This is a genomic window from Flaviramulus sp. (genome assembly GCF_982512915.1).
The window spans coordinates 71,885-86,862 of record NZ_CEWOCJ010000007.1 but is presented as its reverse complement, the minus strand read 5'-3'; the positions used below and the strand labels follow the sequence as shown (position 1 = coordinate 86,862).

The 14,978-nt window shown below is 30.2% G+C and carries 20 protein-coding genes; 10 read left to right on the top strand and 10 right to left on the bottom strand.

The window, feature by feature from the left end:
* The 4 genes from lgt to AC1XJX_RS06835 are packed head-to-tail and all read right to left on the bottom strand — an operon-like array spanning window position 1 to window position 3,663.
* The gene (gene lgt / locus AC1XJX_RS06850) at window positions 1–924 is read right to left on the bottom strand and encodes a prolipoprotein diacylglyceryl transferase (RefSeq protein WP_482003224.1); all 924 of its coding nucleotides are present in this window, start codon (window positions 922–924) and stop codon (window positions 1–3) included.
* Between the two features lie 55 nt (window positions 925–979).
* Complete coding sequence (locus tag AC1XJX_RS06845) at window positions 980–2,107, bottom strand: peptidylprolyl isomerase (RefSeq protein WP_482003223.1); 1,128 nt, start codon at window positions 2,105–2,107, stop codon at window positions 980–982.
* A 1-nt stretch (window position 2,108) separates the two neighbouring features.
* Window positions 2,109–2,651: a gliding motility-associated peptidyl-prolyl isomerase GldI gene (gldI, locus tag AC1XJX_RS06840; RefSeq protein ID WP_482003222.1), complete on the bottom strand. Its 543-nt coding sequence runs from the start codon at window positions 2,649–2,651 to the stop codon at window positions 2,109–2,111.
* The gene (locus AC1XJX_RS06835) at window positions 2,644–3,663 is read right to left on the bottom strand and encodes a DHH family phosphoesterase (RefSeq protein ID WP_482003221.1); all 1,020 of its coding nucleotides are present in this window, start codon (window positions 3,661–3,663) and stop codon (window positions 2,644–2,646) included. The genes gldI and AC1XJX_RS06835 overlap by 8 nt, the downstream gene beginning before the upstream one ends.
* A gap of 86 nt (window positions 3,664–3,749) precedes the next feature.
* On the opposite strand from AC1XJX_RS06835, the gene AC1XJX_RS06830 reads away from it, so the two are divergent.
* Entirely contained in the window at window positions 3,750–4,781 is a 1,032-nt protein-coding gene (locus AC1XJX_RS06830) for an alkaline phosphatase D family protein (RefSeq protein ID WP_482003220.1), read from the top strand.
* 51 nt (window positions 4,782–4,832) lie between these two features.
* Window positions 4,833–5,252, top strand: coding sequence for a nucleoside-diphosphate kinase (locus tag AC1XJX_RS06825; RefSeq protein ID WP_482003219.1), 420 nt, complete (start codon window positions 4,833–4,835; stop codon window positions 5,250–5,252).
* A gap of 83 nt (window positions 5,253–5,335) precedes the next feature.
* Here the strand turns inward: AC1XJX_RS06825 and AC1XJX_RS06820 are convergent, their stop codons facing one another.
* The 4 genes from AC1XJX_RS06820 to recF form a co-directional block, all read right to left on the bottom strand.
* Window positions 5,336–5,527: a cold-shock protein gene (locus tag AC1XJX_RS06820; RefSeq protein WP_482003218.1), complete on the bottom strand. Its 192-nt coding sequence runs from the start codon at window positions 5,525–5,527 to the stop codon at window positions 5,336–5,338.
* 167 nt (window positions 5,528–5,694) lie between these two features.
* Entirely contained in the window at window positions 5,695–5,886 is a 192-nt protein-coding gene (locus AC1XJX_RS06815) for a cold-shock protein (protein ID WP_034044451.1), read from the bottom strand.
* A gap of 97 nt (window positions 5,887–5,983) precedes the next feature.
* Window positions 5,984–6,280, bottom strand: coding sequence for a DciA family protein (locus AC1XJX_RS06810; protein WP_482003217.1), 297 nt, complete (start codon window positions 6,278–6,280; stop codon window positions 5,984–5,986).
* 7 nt (window positions 6,281–6,287) lie between these two features.
* Window positions 6,288–7,367 (bottom strand): DNA replication/repair protein RecF, encoded by a 1,080-nt coding sequence (recF, locus tag AC1XJX_RS06805; protein WP_482003216.1) that lies wholly within the window; start codon window positions 7,365–7,367, stop codon window positions 6,288–6,290.
* Window positions 7,368–7,504: 137 nt separating this feature from the next.
* On the opposite strand from recF, the gene AC1XJX_RS06800 reads away from it, so the two are divergent.
* The 8 genes from AC1XJX_RS06800 to AC1XJX_RS06765 all read left to right on the top strand — a co-directional run bounded on the left by AC1XJX_RS06800 (window position 7,505) and on the right by AC1XJX_RS06765 (window position 14,017).
* Window positions 7,505–8,275 (top strand): tetratricopeptide repeat protein, encoded by a 771-nt coding sequence (locus tag AC1XJX_RS06800; RefSeq protein ID WP_482003215.1) that lies wholly within the window; start codon window positions 7,505–7,507, stop codon window positions 8,273–8,275.
* A gap of 1 nt (window position 8,276) precedes the next feature.
* Complete coding sequence (gene ribH, locus AC1XJX_RS06795; RefSeq protein WP_482003214.1) at window positions 8,277–8,762, top strand: 6,7-dimethyl-8-ribityllumazine synthase; 486 nt, start codon at window positions 8,277–8,279, stop codon at window positions 8,760–8,762.
* A gap of 132 nt (window positions 8,763–8,894) precedes the next feature.
* Window positions 8,895–9,128, top strand: coding sequence for a hypothetical protein (locus tag AC1XJX_RS06790; protein WP_482003213.1), 234 nt, complete (start codon window positions 8,895–8,897; stop codon window positions 9,126–9,128).
* Window positions 9,129–9,144: 16 nt separating this feature from the next.
* Window positions 9,145–9,426 carry a riboflavin synthase subunit beta gene (locus tag AC1XJX_RS06785; RefSeq protein ID WP_482003212.1) on the top strand — a complete coding sequence of 94 codons (282 nt, stop codon included), beginning with the start codon at window positions 9,145–9,147 and terminating at the stop codon, window positions 9,424–9,426.
* Between the two features lie 6 nt (window positions 9,427–9,432).
* Entirely contained in the window at window positions 9,433–11,283 is a 1,851-nt protein-coding gene (mutL, locus tag AC1XJX_RS06780) for a DNA mismatch repair endonuclease MutL (RefSeq protein WP_482003211.1), read from the top strand.
* A 3-nt stretch (window positions 11,284–11,286) separates the two neighbouring features.
* Entirely contained in the window at window positions 11,287–12,108 is an 822-nt protein-coding gene (locus AC1XJX_RS06775; protein WP_482003210.1) for a rhomboid family intramembrane serine protease, read from the top strand.
* Entirely contained in the window at window positions 12,108–12,956 is an 849-nt protein-coding gene (locus AC1XJX_RS06770) for a rhomboid family intramembrane serine protease (protein ID WP_482003209.1), read from the top strand. Before AC1XJX_RS06775 ends, AC1XJX_RS06770 begins: the two co-directional genes overlap by 1 nt.
* Before the next feature lie 32 nt (window positions 12,957–12,988).
* A complete protein-coding gene (locus AC1XJX_RS06765; RefSeq protein ID WP_482003208.1) occupies window positions 12,989–14,017 on the top strand; it encodes an endonuclease/exonuclease/phosphatase family protein in 1,029 nt (342 codons plus the stop codon).
* 2 nt (window positions 14,018–14,019) lie between these two features.
* Here AC1XJX_RS06765 and AC1XJX_RS06760 read toward each other — a convergent pair whose 3' ends face one another.
* Complete coding sequence (locus AC1XJX_RS06760) at window positions 14,020–14,328, bottom strand: DUF6122 family protein (protein WP_482003207.1); 309 nt, start codon at window positions 14,326–14,328, stop codon at window positions 14,020–14,022.
* On the bottom strand, window positions 14,328–14,951 hold the full coding sequence (locus AC1XJX_RS06755; protein ID WP_482003206.1) for a WbqC family protein: 624 nt from the start codon (window positions 14,949–14,951) through the stop codon (window positions 14,328–14,330). The genes AC1XJX_RS06760 and AC1XJX_RS06755 overlap by 1 nt, the downstream gene beginning before the upstream one ends.
* Window positions 14,952–14,978: the final 27 nt, after the last annotated feature.

The window sequence follows — 14,978 nt, the reverse complement described above, 5'->3', positions numbered from 1 at the left end:
TTATTTCACTTTGGTTTTAACTTTATAAACAAACATAAAATAAAGACCAATTAGTATAAAAGGAAGGCTTAACCACTGGCCAGTATTTAATCCTAACCAATTGATGTATTCTTCACCTTGTGGTTCCTTTACAAACTCAACAAAAAAGCGAATAGTCCATAATAAAATTAAAAATAATCCAAATAAAAAGCCTGATTGGTCTTTTTTGGGAGTTTTTAAATAGAAATACCATAAAGCTAAAAACACAAAAATATAGCAAAACGATTCGTATAATTGTGCGGGATGTCTGTAGGGTACTACATCTAATAATTTTGTATTATTAGCAATGGCATCGTAAGCTTTTTCAACGTTTTTGATTCCCGTAATTCTTAGGGCTTCATATTTGTTATAATAATCTTGGATAAAGCGAACTCCTAAAGGAAAATCGCCCGATTCTTTTCCGATAATTTCTGAATTAATAAAATTTCCTATTCTAATAAAAACAGCACCTGAGGCTACTGAAATAACCACTCTATCTAAAATCCACAAAAGAGATTTATATTTATACTTTCTTCGATATAAATACATGCCTAATATAATTCCAATGGCAGCACCATGGCTAGCTAAACCTTGAAAACCAGTAAATTCAACACCATTTTCAAAACTGAAAGGAAGAAAAATACTAAAAAAATCTTCTTTTATTAACTCAGATTGATAAAATAAAACGTGCCCTAAACGAGCACCAAGCATGGTAGCTAAAACGGTATAAATAAAAAGAGGGTCTAGATATTCTAGTGATACCTTTTCTTTTGTAAAAATGCGCTTCATGATGAACCAACCTAAAATAAAAGCAATAACCCACATAAGGCTGTAAAAATGAAGTTTGAAATTTCCAACAATATCAATGCCTGTAATAGGATTCCAATCGAGTTTTAATAGTTGCATGTGTTTAGTTTTTCAACGTAAATATAATCGTTAAGAGGCTGATTTATGTTAAAATTTAATTAATAAGTTTAACAATTTCAACTTCAAAAATTAAGTTTGATTTTCCAGGGATACCTCTATTTCCAAATTCGCCGTAGGCTAAATGGTAGGGTATAAATATCGTTGCTTTATCTCCAACACTTAATTGTTTTATGCCTTCTTTTAAACCTGCAATTATTGATGCGTTTGGCGTAATTTCAACCTCAATTGGTTCGTATTTATTTGCTTCTTTTCTTTTCTCGTTAACAGCATCAAGTTCTTCGGCTATTTCTAATTTACTTGTTTCTAAAAGCTTACCGTTTTCAAAATATACCGCATAATGAGTTATCGTTCTGTCTCCTTCTTTTAATTTTTCTCCAGTACCTTTTTCTGAAATAAAATATTTTAAACCAGATTCAAGTATTGTAGCCTTGGATTCTTGCGAAACGAATTTATCTTTGGATGCTTTTATGATAGCTTCTGCGTTTGCTATTTTTTCTTTTTCTAAACGTTCTTCTTCAGCAAAATGATTTATAAAAATTTTAGGTGCATCAAATTGCTTGGCTGCTTTACCTTTTCTAATAATATTTAATTCCTCAATTACAACGTTCTTAATTGGTTTATTTTTGTTATCAACTTTTACATTTGAAATAGAATCTTGAATGTTTAAGCCTATAACTAATTGACCAAAAACACTGTGTACTTTATCTAAATGAGGTTTTGGGACTTCAGTGATAAAAAATTGAGTACCATTAGAATTTGGGCCAGAATTTGCCATGGATAAAACACCTGGTTTATCGTGTTTTAAGTCTGGGTGGAATTCATCTTTAAATCTATATCCAGCACTTCCTACTCCTGTGCCATTTGGGTCGCCACCTTGAATCATAAATTCATTCATAACACGATGAAAGATAAGTCCGTTGTAAAATTTTTTTTCTTTGAATTTATCATTAACCATGGTATTAGTGCCTTCAGCTAAAGAAACGAAGTTAGCTACCGTTATTGGTACTTTTTCACTTTCTAGTTTTGCTACCATAACACCTTTATTTGTTATAAACTCAGCATAAATACCATCTTCTAACTCAGGATATTGTGCTTTGCATGATGTTAAATTAAGTACTAAAACTAGTATTAAAAGCATGAGAGTTTTATTGAATACTTTCATTTTAATTAGTTTGATTTAGGGTGATTGAATTTACAGTAACTTCACAAATTATAGGTGTATTACCTGGTATTCTATTCTCGTCTCCATAATAGCCATAAGCTTTTAGCGAAGGAAATAAAAAAGTTACAGTTTCACCAGATTTCATGAGTTTTAAACCTTCTCGAAGCCCTGTGAATAATTCTTGCTTATCCATGGCATAGGTTTGTGTTTTTATATCGTCTTTGGAATAAATCACGTTACCATTTAAGGCTTTAACGTTATAATCATAAATTATGATGTCTCCAAAAACGGGTGTTTTTAAAGAATCTATCTCAATTTTGTTGTTGTAATAATACCAAAAACCACTCTCTGAAGCTATGTAGTCTTCTTTTTGAATTTCCATTAGCTTTTCTATGGAAGCTTGCTCTTTTGCATTTAGGTTTTTGTTTCGTTCAACAGAGGCATCAATAAAAGAGCCTGTTTTTACAGAAACCGGACGTCTAGCTTCAGGTGTTTTGCATCCAAAAGCTAGCAGTATACATATTAATATTAATAATTTAATCATTGTTTAGGGCTTTGTTATAACTAGGCAATATACTAATAAATTTTTCAACTGTTTTGTCTAACGATAAGTGACTTTTTCCTCCAGCGGCATTTGTATGGCCACCACCTTCAAAATGAGCTCTCGACATTTCGTTTACAGAAAAGTCTCCTTTCGAGCGTAACGATATTTTTATAATACCTTCTTGCTTATCTTCTATAAAAATAGCTGCAAGTTTGATGCCTTCTAATGATAAGCAATAATTAACAACACCTTCAGTGTCGCCTTTCTTATAATTAAATTTATTTAATTCATTTTGAGTTAGGGTGATGTAAGCAGTTTTAGATTCTGAAATTACTTTTAGATTACTTAAAGCACAACCTAAAAGTTGTAGACTTTCATAACTATTTGAATCATAAACTTGATTATGGATATCTGAATTATTAGCTCCTTTTTCAATAAGACTAGCTATAATTTGATGGGTTTTACTTGTTGTACAAGGAAATCTAAAGGAACCCGTATCTGTCATAATTCCAACATATAGACTTGTAGCTATATTGTTCTCGATTAAATTAGAATCTCCAAGTATATCAATGTAATGATAAATCATTTCGCAAGTAGAACTCATAGTAACATCACTGTAGGTGTAAGTTGCATAATTATCTGGGGCTTGATGATGATCTATCATTATTTTCAAAGCTTTACTATCAGATAAAACAGTTTCCATATCTCCCGTTCTATGAAATGCATTAAAATCTAACGTGAATATGATTTCAGCTTCATTAATCAACGAATCACATGTGGTTTTTTGAGAATCGTATTTTAAAATAGTTTCATTTCCTGGAATCCATTTTAAAAATGAAGGAGAATCATTAGGTGTTAAAACATGTACTTGATGTCTTCCTTTCATTAAATAATGGAACAACCCTAAACTAGATCCTATAGCATCTCCGTCAGGATTTTTATGAGTTACAATAACTATCTTTTTTGGAGTTGAAAACAACTTTTTTATGCTTGAAATATCTTGTTTATTCATAAGGTACGAATATACAATTTAATAAAATATACTTAAAATAGAATAATGTATTTTTATGGCTTTATAAAACTTTAAATTTTAATTTGATGAAAATATTAAGCTATGTGATTATTTTAAGTTTTTGTTTTTTTTCTTGCAAACCAACTCAAAATAATTTGCCATTCAACGAAACTGAGCTTTTTGATGTTACCATTGCTTTTGGTTCTTGCAATAAGCAAAATGTTCAAAATATTTTATGGAAAGAGGTTTTAAAAAACCATCCAGAAATGTGGATTTGGGGAGGAGATAATATTTATTCAGACTCGGATAATAAACATAAACTTTGGAAAGATTACCAAGTGCAATTAGCTCAAGCGGATTATCAAAAACTACAAAATAGCACTAAAATTATGGCTACTTGGGATGATCATGATTATGGGTTAAATGATGGCGGCGCAGAGTTTCATTTTAAAGATGAAAGTCAGCAATTGTTTTTAGATTTTTTAGGAATTCCAAAAACCGATAAAAGAAGAACACAAAAAGGGATTTATACTTCGCAGGATATTATATCAGAAAAAGGAATTATTAAAGTAATAGTTTTAGATACTCGCTTTTTTAGATCAGCATTAACAAACGCTACTGATAAAAGTAAACGATATCAACCAAATAAGTATGGTGAAGGTACTGTTTTAGGTGTAGCGCAATGGCAATGGCTTGAAGAGGAGCTGATAAACTCTCAAGCTAATTTTAATATAATTGTTAGTAGTGTTCAGATTTTATCGGGAGAACATGGGTTTGAAACTTGGGCAAATTTTCCTCATGAAGTGGATAAGTTAGTGAAATTGATAGAGCTTTCTAAAGCTAAAGGAGTGTTATTAGTTTCAGGTGACAGGCATATTTCTGAGTTTTCAAAAATAAAAAGTGCAGATTTAAGTTACCCATTAATTGATTTCACCTCAAGTGGTTTAACCCACACATATACTGGTTTTACAGAAGAAGCTAATAAATTTAGACAAGGTTTTGTGGTTTCAGATTTAAGCTTTGGCTTATTAAAGTTTAATTTTGATAAATCTGAAATTCAAATGGAAATGCGTGGTAAAAACAATCAAATTCAGCAAAAACTTTTACAAAAGTATTAGTTATAAAATAAATATAAAACTGTAATTTTGCACAAAATTTAAAAATACAAAATGGCAACAAATAGAACATTTACAATGCTTAAGCCAGATGCTGTTGAGAAAAGACACATTGGTGCAATATTAGAAAAAATTTCAGCTTCAGGATTTAGAATTGTAGCGATGAAATTAACTCAAATGACAACTGCAGATGCAGAAGCTTTTTATGCCATACATAAAGAGCGTCCGTTTTTTCCAGATTTAGTTGGATATATGACGCGTGGCCCAATTGTAGCTGCTATTTTAGAAAAAGAAAACGCTGTTGAGGATTTTAGAACTTTAATTGGTGCAACAAATCCTGCTGATGCAGCAGAAGGAACCATACGTAAATTATATGCAGCTTCTATTGGTGAAAATGCCGTACATGGCAGTGATAGTGATGATAATGCAGCTATTGAAGGTGCTTTTCATTTCTCAGGAAGAGAGATGTTTTAATATATTACTCAATATAATATAATAAAAAACCCAGCAATTCATTGCTGGGTTTTTTCTGTGCCAATAAAGTTAATTAGTATATATTAAACTACTTTTACATTTACTGCGTTTAAACCTTTTCTACCTTCCTGTAAATCAAATTCAACTAAATCGCCTTCGCGAATTTCGTCAATTAATCCAGAAATGTGAACAAAATGTTCTTTTTTCGAACCTTCTTCAACTATAAATCCGAATCCTTTAGAATCATTGAAGAATTTTACTGTTCCTTTACTCATGTGTTAAAATATTAAATTAATTATTTACTTGTGTGCAAACTTAGTGCCAAATAATTATTAATACATTTAACATTAAATTTTTACACCCAAAAGATAGTAAATAAAAAAAAGTCTATCAAAAATATTTTTGATAGACTTTTAACATTGTAATTGTTAAAGTATATATCTTAGATTACTTTTACGTTTACGGCGTTTAATCCTTTTCTACCTTCTTGTAGATCGAATTCAACTGCATCACCTTCACGAATTTCATCGATAAGTCCTGAAATGTGTACGAAATGTTCTTTGTTGTTGTCATCTTCAGTGATGAATCCAAAACCTTTAGAATCATTGAAGAATTTTACGGTACCTTTACTCATTGTATTTGTATTATAATAATTAAGCGCCAAAGGTAATATAAAAATGTATAGTTTGTTATTTTTTGTAGATTTATTTTAAATATATTTTACAATTTAACTATCTTAAAATCAATTTTTTAATTATTTCTTTACCTAATTCTTCATTAAGCATATTAATTATTTTTTGTTTTCCGTAGCTTAATTCTTCCCTCAAAACACTGGAGCTTAATTGAATATAAAGGGTTTCTCGTTCCAGATTTACAGAAGTTGTATAATTATTTACACCATTACCCATAAGTTTAGCCCAAGCATCAGCAACATTCACTTTGTTTAGGCCTTTTTCTAACTTATTAGTTTCTACAAATTCTTTTAACGCATCAGATATGCTGATATTTTCGTTGTTTCGCTTTGCCATTATTTATTTAAAGTTTAAAAACTTCATACGATTGATGTACCTGTTTTACGGCTTTTTCAGTACGTTCAGCATGGGTGTCACTAATAAACAATTGCCCAAAATTTTCATCATCTACTAATTTAATAATTTGTGCTACACGATTTTCATCTAACTTATCAAAAATATCATCTAAAAGTAAAATGGGATTTACACCACTCTGAGCTTTTATAAAGTCAAATTGTGCTAATTTTAAAGCAATTAAAAACGATTTTTGCTGCCCTTGGCTTCCAAATTTTTTTATGGGATGACTCTCAATATTAAAATTTAAATCATCTTTATGAATTCCAACACTTGTGTATTGTAGGGCTTTATCTTTATTTATAACAGTTTTTAAAAGATTTTGTAAATCATCTTCAAACAAATCACTTTGATATGCTAGATCAACTTCTTCATTACCATTACTGATTGCTTCATAACGCGATTTAAAAATGGGGATAAATTCTTTTAAAAAGTCATCACGTTTTTTAAAAATAGCTGTTCCAAAATCTGTTAATTGGGTATTGTAAACTTCTAAGGTATCTTTATTAAATGTGTGGTTTAAAGCAAAATATTTGAGAAGTGCATTTCGTTGTGCTAAAATTTTATTATAATTAATTAAATGCGTTAAATAGTTTTTATCGCTTTGCGAAATCACACTATCTATAAACTTTCTTCGGGTATCACTCCCTTCAATAATCAAATCTCTATCAGCAGGCGAAATAATTACTAATGGTAAAAATCCTATATGTTCACTAAACTTTTCATAAGCTTTACCGTTACGCTTAATTACTTTTTTTTGTCCGCGTTTTAGACTTACTGTAACTTTTTCTGTTTTATCTTCCTTATTATAATCTCCATTTATTACAAAAAACTCCTCATCATGTTTAATATTCTGTGTGGCTACCGGATTAAAATAACTTTTTCCAAAGGATAAATGATAAATAGCATCAAGCACATTTGTTTTTCCAATACCATTATTTCCAACAATACAATTTATCTTATCATTGAAAATGAACGATTTACTATCGAAATTTTTATAATTGAGTAAAGAAAGAGATTTTAAAATCATACAAAAGGTAACTTAAAGCACGTTTAGAGACTAAACTCTTAAAAAGAAGTGCAAATTATTGAAAAATATCAAATAAATACCCTTTTAGTTATGAAGAAAAATTATATTTTTGCGCCACAATAATTTAGAACAAATAAATGGCAACTTATAATAAAAGAGGTTACAAACCGAAAACCAAAGAAGAAATACAACATAACATTGAAGAAGGTTCTACAACGGCAGAAGTTTTCAATACATTAGACGAAACAGCTTCAAAAACAGAGGCTTTTGTTGAAAAAAACCAAAAATACATTTTTGTAATCATAGGTATTGTAGCTGTGTTTGTTTTAGGATCTTTAGCTTATAAAGAGTTTATTGCTAAGCCCAAGCAAGTTTCTGCTATGAATGATATGTATCAAGCGCAAAAATATTTTAATGATGCAGTTAACGGATCAGCCAAAGACTCGTTATATAATTTGGCTTTAACAGGTGGTGAAGGTAAATTCGGGATGTTAGATATCATAGAAGAATATAGCGGAACGCCATCAGCTAATTTAGCTAATTATTATGCGGGTACAGCTTATTTAAGATTGAAAGATTACAAAAATGCAGTTGAATATTTAGGTAATTTTAAAAGTGATGATGAAATTTTAGCTCCTTTAGCTAAAGGGAATATTGGTGATGCATTTGTACAATTAAATCAACAAGAAGATGCTTTAGGTTATTACGAGGAAGCTGCTGAGATGCGCGATAACGAATATACAACACCTATGTACTTGTTTAAAGCTGGTGTTATTGCTTTAGATTTAGGTGAAGCTAAAAAGGCGTTAACTTATTTTGAAAGAATAAAAAACGATTATGCCAATTCTACTGAAGCAACAAATGTGGATGTTTTTATAGGAAAGGCTCAAGTATTGGTAAGTAAATAGTATGGCTACGGCAAATAGAAATTTATCTGATTATGATAAAACAACAATCCCAAACGCGAATAAATTTCGGTTTGGGATTGTTGTTTCAGAGTGGAATGATACTATAACAGAAGGTTTGTATCAAGGTGCGTTTGATACATTAATAGCACATGGTGTTTTACCTACTAATATTATACGTTGGAATGTTCCGGGTAGTTTTGAACTTATTTACGGTAGCAAAAAAATGCAAGAGCAAATGGTAAATGCGGTTATTGCTATAGGGAGTGTTATTCAAGGAGAAACCAAACATTTTGATTTTGTTTGTGAAGCTGTTTCCCAAGGCATTAAAGATTTAAATATTTTACACGAAACACCAGTTGTTTTCTGTTTACTTACAGATAATAATTTACAACAAGCTATTGACCGCTCTGGAGGTAAGCATGGCAACAAGGGTACTGAATCTGCTATTGCTGCAATTAAAATGGCAGAGTTACGGAAGAATAGTTAGACATTAATTGTAATGCTATTTTTTTTGTTGTTGTCAGTAGGAATTACTTTGTAAATGTTAACAATTTTTGGCATTTCAATCCTCTCTTTCTGTCTATTTTTGAGTATTTTTGGAGTATAGCACTACTAAATTTTGTTTAAAACTCGAAAACATAAAACATTTAATTATCAACCTCGATTTTCGAAAGAAAATCAAGATGTTTCTGTCTTAGAAGATAATAATAATTCAAAGGAGTTTATTTCAAAATGGAAAGAAATTAGAGGTAATAGACCAAAATCTAAAGGATTTTTACCCATAAGAACCTTAATGTTAGTTTTGGTATTATTATTGATTTTTATGTATTTATTAGAAAAAAAATACATGTAACCAAAACTTAGGAATCATGGGACTTTTAAAATTACGTAACAACAAAAAATTTAATTATACGCCTCGTTATTTTGATGATAAAGGAGAGGGTAATCCTTTCGAAATTAAGCATAAGTTTGATGATTTTAGAAAAACGGTTGGAAGTAATAAAGGTTTAAAGGCTAAATTTAATGAAGCTTTTGAAGATTATAAAAATCCAGACAAAGATGCAAATAGAAGAATTTTAATTATTGTTGCCCTGCTTATTTTAGCGTTTTTATTTATCATCGATTTTGATTTAACAATATTTTTTTCATAATACTATATGGCAGACATCATTCAGCTTTTACCAGATCATGTAGCGAATCAAATTGCCGCTGGAGAAGTTGTACAACGTCCTGCCTCTGTTGTAAAAGAACTACTTGAAAATGCTATTGATGCAGATGCAAGCTCCATAAAACTCCTCATAAAAGATGCTGGTAAAACACTCGTTCAAGTTATTGATAACGGAAAAGGCATGAGCACAACCGACGCGCGATTAAGTTTTGAGCGTCATGCAACATCGAAAATAAGAACAGCTGAAGATTTATTTCAATTACATACTAAAGGTTTTCGTGGAGAGGCTTTAGCAAGTATTGCAGCTATTGCACATGTAGAATTAAAAACAAAACAAGAGGTTGATGATGTTGGTAATACAATTGAAATAGAAGGAAGCAAAGTAGTTTTGCAAGAAGTTATTGTAACACCAAACGGCACATCAGTTTCAGTAAAAAACTTATTTTTTAATATTCCTGCACGACGTAATTTTTTAAAATCTGATGTTGTAGAATTTCGTCATGTTGTTGATGAGTTTCATCGTGTTGCTTTAGCACATCCAAATATTAGTTTCGCTTTATACAATAATGGGAGCGAAACATTTAATTTACCTATCAGTAATTTCAGGCAACGTATTGTGAATATTTTTGGTATTAAAACCAATGAAAAATTAGTGCCAGTTGAAGAAGATACCGAAGTGCTAAAAATTTCTGGTTTTGTTGGGAAACCTGAATTCGCAAAAAAAACAAGAGGCGAACAGTACTTTTTTGTTAACAATCGTTTTATTAAAAGTGCTTATTTAAACCATGCTATATCTTCTGCATTTGATGGTTTACTTAAAAACGGGACACATCCAAGTTACTTTTTAAAACTTGATGTAGATCCTCAAACCATTGATATTAATATTCATCCAACAAAAACGGAGATAAAGTTTGATGATGAACATACTCTGTACGCCTTACTTCGTTCTGCAGTTAAACATAGTTTAGGACAGTTTAATATTGCTCCTGTTTTAGATTTTGATAGAGATCCTAATTTAGATACACCTTATAGTTACAAGAATAATAATGCGGATGTGCCTAAAATTGAAGTTGATAGAAACTTTAATCCATTTCAAACAGATAGTAAGTTTTTGGGTAAACAAACTACGGTTTTCAAACCAACAATAAATAATTGGGACAGTTTATACATAGGATTAGAATCTAAAGGCAACGATTCGACTAACAATTTTAGTGAGGCTCATTTTGAAAGTGAAGAACAAAATACCTCTATTTTTGAAAATGAAAATGATATTGAAAAATTACATACAACCTACCAAATTCATAACAAATATATAGTTAGTACTATAAAATCTGGCATGTTGGTAATAGATCAAAACAGAGCGCATCAGCGTATTTTGTATGAAGATTTTCTTAAAAATATAACTATTAAAGAAGCCATAAGTCAGCAATTATTATTTCCGTTAGAGCTTCATTTTTCAAAAAAAGATTTCGAAATTATCAAACAGCTTAAAGTTGATTTAGAACATACTGGTTTTGTGTTTTCAAACGTTAAACATGAATCTATTGAGATTATTGGAGTGCCCGTTGGAGTTCCAGAAAGTGAGGTTTCTATTATCTTAGAACAACTTATAAGTGATGTTGAAAACGAAGTTCCAGATAGTCATTTTAGCGCTACCGACTTGTTAGCAAAATCAATGGCGAAAAGTTTGGCTATTAAAACAGGTCAATCTTTAAAAAAGGATGAGCAAGAGCATTTGTTGAATAAATTATTTGCTTGCAAAGAACCAAATGTGTCACCAACTAACCGTATAACATTTGTTACCATGACTGTTGACGAATTAGATAAAAAATTTATATAGAATATGATGCGAATTTCAGAAACCGTCAAACATTTAATAATCATTAATGTGATTATGTTTATTGGCACGTTAACTGTTGGTCAAGGCGTTTTGTTTTATGATTGGTTCGCGATGCATTTTCCGCAAAACCTAGCCTTCCAGCCCTGGCAAATAGTTACACATATGTTTATGCATGGTGGAGCTATGCATCTTTTATTTAACATGTTTGCGCTTTGGATGTTTGGTACACCTGTAGAGCAAGTTTTAGGCTCTAAACGGTTTTTATTTATTTATTTTTCTGCGGGTTTAGGGGCAGTCGCCTTACAAGTAGGATATTATTATTTTGATTTTTATAGTGCTTATAAAGGTATTTCAAGTTTGAATATGGAAGGAGAGTTGTTAAAAAAAATAATCTCAATTGATGCTAGTGATGGTCAGTTTATTAAAGGAGATATATTAAGCAAGCAAATGATTCCATTTCTCAACGAATATTACTTTAATGCTAATTCGATTGATAGTACTGCCTTTAAGTCTTTGTTTGAAATGAATGTTATTGCCAGAAATACCATGGTTGGTGCGTCTGGATGTATTATGGGTATTTTAGTTGCTTTTGGAATGATGAACCCAAATGCCGAACTTATGATGATATTCTTGCCAATTCCTATTAAGGCAAAATATTTTATACCAGGTATTATTATTCTAGATTTAATTTCAGGAATTACAGGCCAGTCATTTTTTAGCCCAAGTAATACAGCCTACATGGCGCACGTAGGAGGCGCGTTAACAGGACTTATTATCATGTGGTATTGGAAAAAAACACAATTTAACAAAAACCGGTGGGATTAATGACAACACTTTCTCAAGATATAAAACTAAAGCTTTCTAATCTTAATATATTAGAAAAAATAATAGCTGTTAATGTAGTTGTATTTTTTATTGGACTCATTTTAAAATCCAGTTTAGGCTGGTTAGAATTACCTAGCGGGTTTTCTAATTTTCTATCGAAACCTTGGGCAATAATTACTTACGCTTTTTTGCATTACGATTTCTTCCATATCCTTTTTAATATGCTATGGTTGTATTTTTTAGGTCGCATGTTTCTAAATTTATTTGGACCAAAAATGGCATTGAATATTTATTTTCTTGGAGCTATTTCAGGTGGATTATTTTTTATGTTATGCTATAATTTGTTGCCTAATGTGTTTGGAGAGCGTTCTAGTTTATTAGGAGCTTCTGCAGCAATAAGAGCGTTATTGATTTTTTTATGTGCTTATATGCCAAATCAAGATATACGTTTCTTTATGTTTAATTTGAAGTTATGGTATGTTGGTGCTGCCATTATAGTTTTAGATATTATAGGTTTATTTGGGATAAATGCAGGCGGGAATTTAGCGCATTTAGGAGGTGCTTTATTGGGCTATTTTTACGCTAAACAATTAATAAAAGGACAGGATATTGGTAAGGGTTTTGAAAAGATTATGGATGCATTTACTAATTTTTTTAAAGCTTCAAAAAAAACACCTTTAAAAACCGTTCATAAAAATAAAAGTAAAGTTGGTGGTTATAATAAAGCAGATTTTAACGAGTATAATAATCAAAAGAAAATAGATGTCATTCTGGATAAAATTAGTAAAAGCGGTTATGATAGTTTAAATAGTGAAGAAAAAGAATTTTTATTTAAAGCAGGAAAATAATTATTAGAAAAATAAAATATGTAATTAGATAAATGAAAAATTTAAGCTTAATAAGTAAAATTATCTATTTCATTAATATGGTAGTAGCAATATTGTTACTATTATCTTACATTTTACCACTATTGCCTCCTAAAACCTTTTCTATTTTGTCTGTTTTAAATTTAGGAGTTTCTTTCTTGATTTTAATTAACGGATTATGCTTTTTATATTGGTTAGTGAAGTTAAAAAAGCACATGATTCTATCATTAATAGTCTTATCCATTGGCTATTTTTCTTTTGGTTCTCTGTATAAATTTTCTTCTTCAAAAAAGATTCAAAATATAGAAAATATAAAGGTTATGAATTATAATGTGAGGCTTTTCAATTTATACGATTGGCTTCCAGAAGCTAATCTAGAAACCAAAATCATTGATTTTATTAAAAAAGAAGCCCCAGATGTTTTAAGTGTTCAAGAATACCATCCCCATCAAAACATAAACTTATCTTTTTTCAAATACAAATACGAACATCTATCCGGAAAAAAAGTAAAATATGGGCAAGCTATTTTTTCGCAATATCCTATTATAAATTCTGGTTCGGTAGAATTTCCAAACACACCTAATAATGCCATTTTTGTTGATATTATTAAGGGAGTTGATACCTTAAGAATTTACAATATACATTTAGAATCCCTTCGTATAAATACTAAAGTTGAGAGTTTAAAAACTGAAGATTCTGAGCGTCTTTTTAAGCGAATTGGTACCACATTTAAAATGCAACAATTTCAAACAGAGTTATTTCTTCAGCATAAAGCAGCATGTAAATATAAAATGGTGATTTGTGGTGATTTTAATAATACGGCGTTCTCTTATGTTTACAGAAAAATAAAAGGCGACCTAAACGATGCTTTTAAAGAAGCCGGGAATGGGTTTGGTCGTACGCATGATTTTAAATTCTTTCCAGTTAGAATAGATTTTATTTTTGCTGATGAAGCTTTTTTAGTAAATGGTTTTAAAGCTTACAACGAGCATTACTCAGATCATTTTCCTATTATGGCAACATTGAGTTTATCCGAAGATTGATTTTACATAAAATAGCAATCTACTATATCAGCGATTATATGAATTCCTATACCTAAAGCAACTAATCTGGTTTTTTTCGGAATTAAAAGAAATAAATAAAACGTAATAGCGAAAGATGAGTGAAGTGGATGAAAATCTATACTGCATCTATTAGGATCAAAAATAGGATTGGCTAAAATATGATCTAAATCTATCAATATCCCTGCAAGCATGATTATTAAAGCCTTCTTCCAAATAGGTTTATACCAGACTAAAGCAACAATTAAAGGGATTATAAAATGACAACCGTAATGAGTAATATTTTGAAGCATTATTTAAGATTTTCAATTTGAGATTCCAAATAATTAACGGCATTTGGGCCTTCGTTAAAAAGCAAATCTAGAATACTTAGGTTAGGTAAGAAACCATGTTTGACTCCAAAAACTTGTGTATAATTATCAAAATTTTGTAGTTTTTCCTTTTTAGCGTTTACAAGATATCTGTAGTCATTTTTATCTTCTGCTACTTTTATAAATGACTCTGTTTTAGAAGTGTTTAGTTCTAACTGTAAACAATCACAAACAACTTCGAAACATTTTAAATTGTAATCTAAAATGTATGTTGTTTTTTGAGAAAACAAAGGTTTAAATTCATCTTCATAATATTCAAAAAAAGGAGATGTTTTATATGCAGAAAGTAATGATTTCCAATGATTGTCTTGCCATTTTTCTTCATTAAAAATTTTTACATCCCTATATTTTTGACGATTTTTTTGAGAGTGAATTACAGGTATATTTAATACTAATTTTCCATTAGCGCCATATATGGAAGCACGATTTCTGTATGTCTGTTTTAAAAAATTATCATCCATTTCAAAAACTATTTCCTTAGCATTCATAATGGCAACAAAGTGCGCTATGTTAGGAAAATATGTTGGATGTATTAATATGTCCATGCCATTTTTGATTCCTGCGGAAGCAAG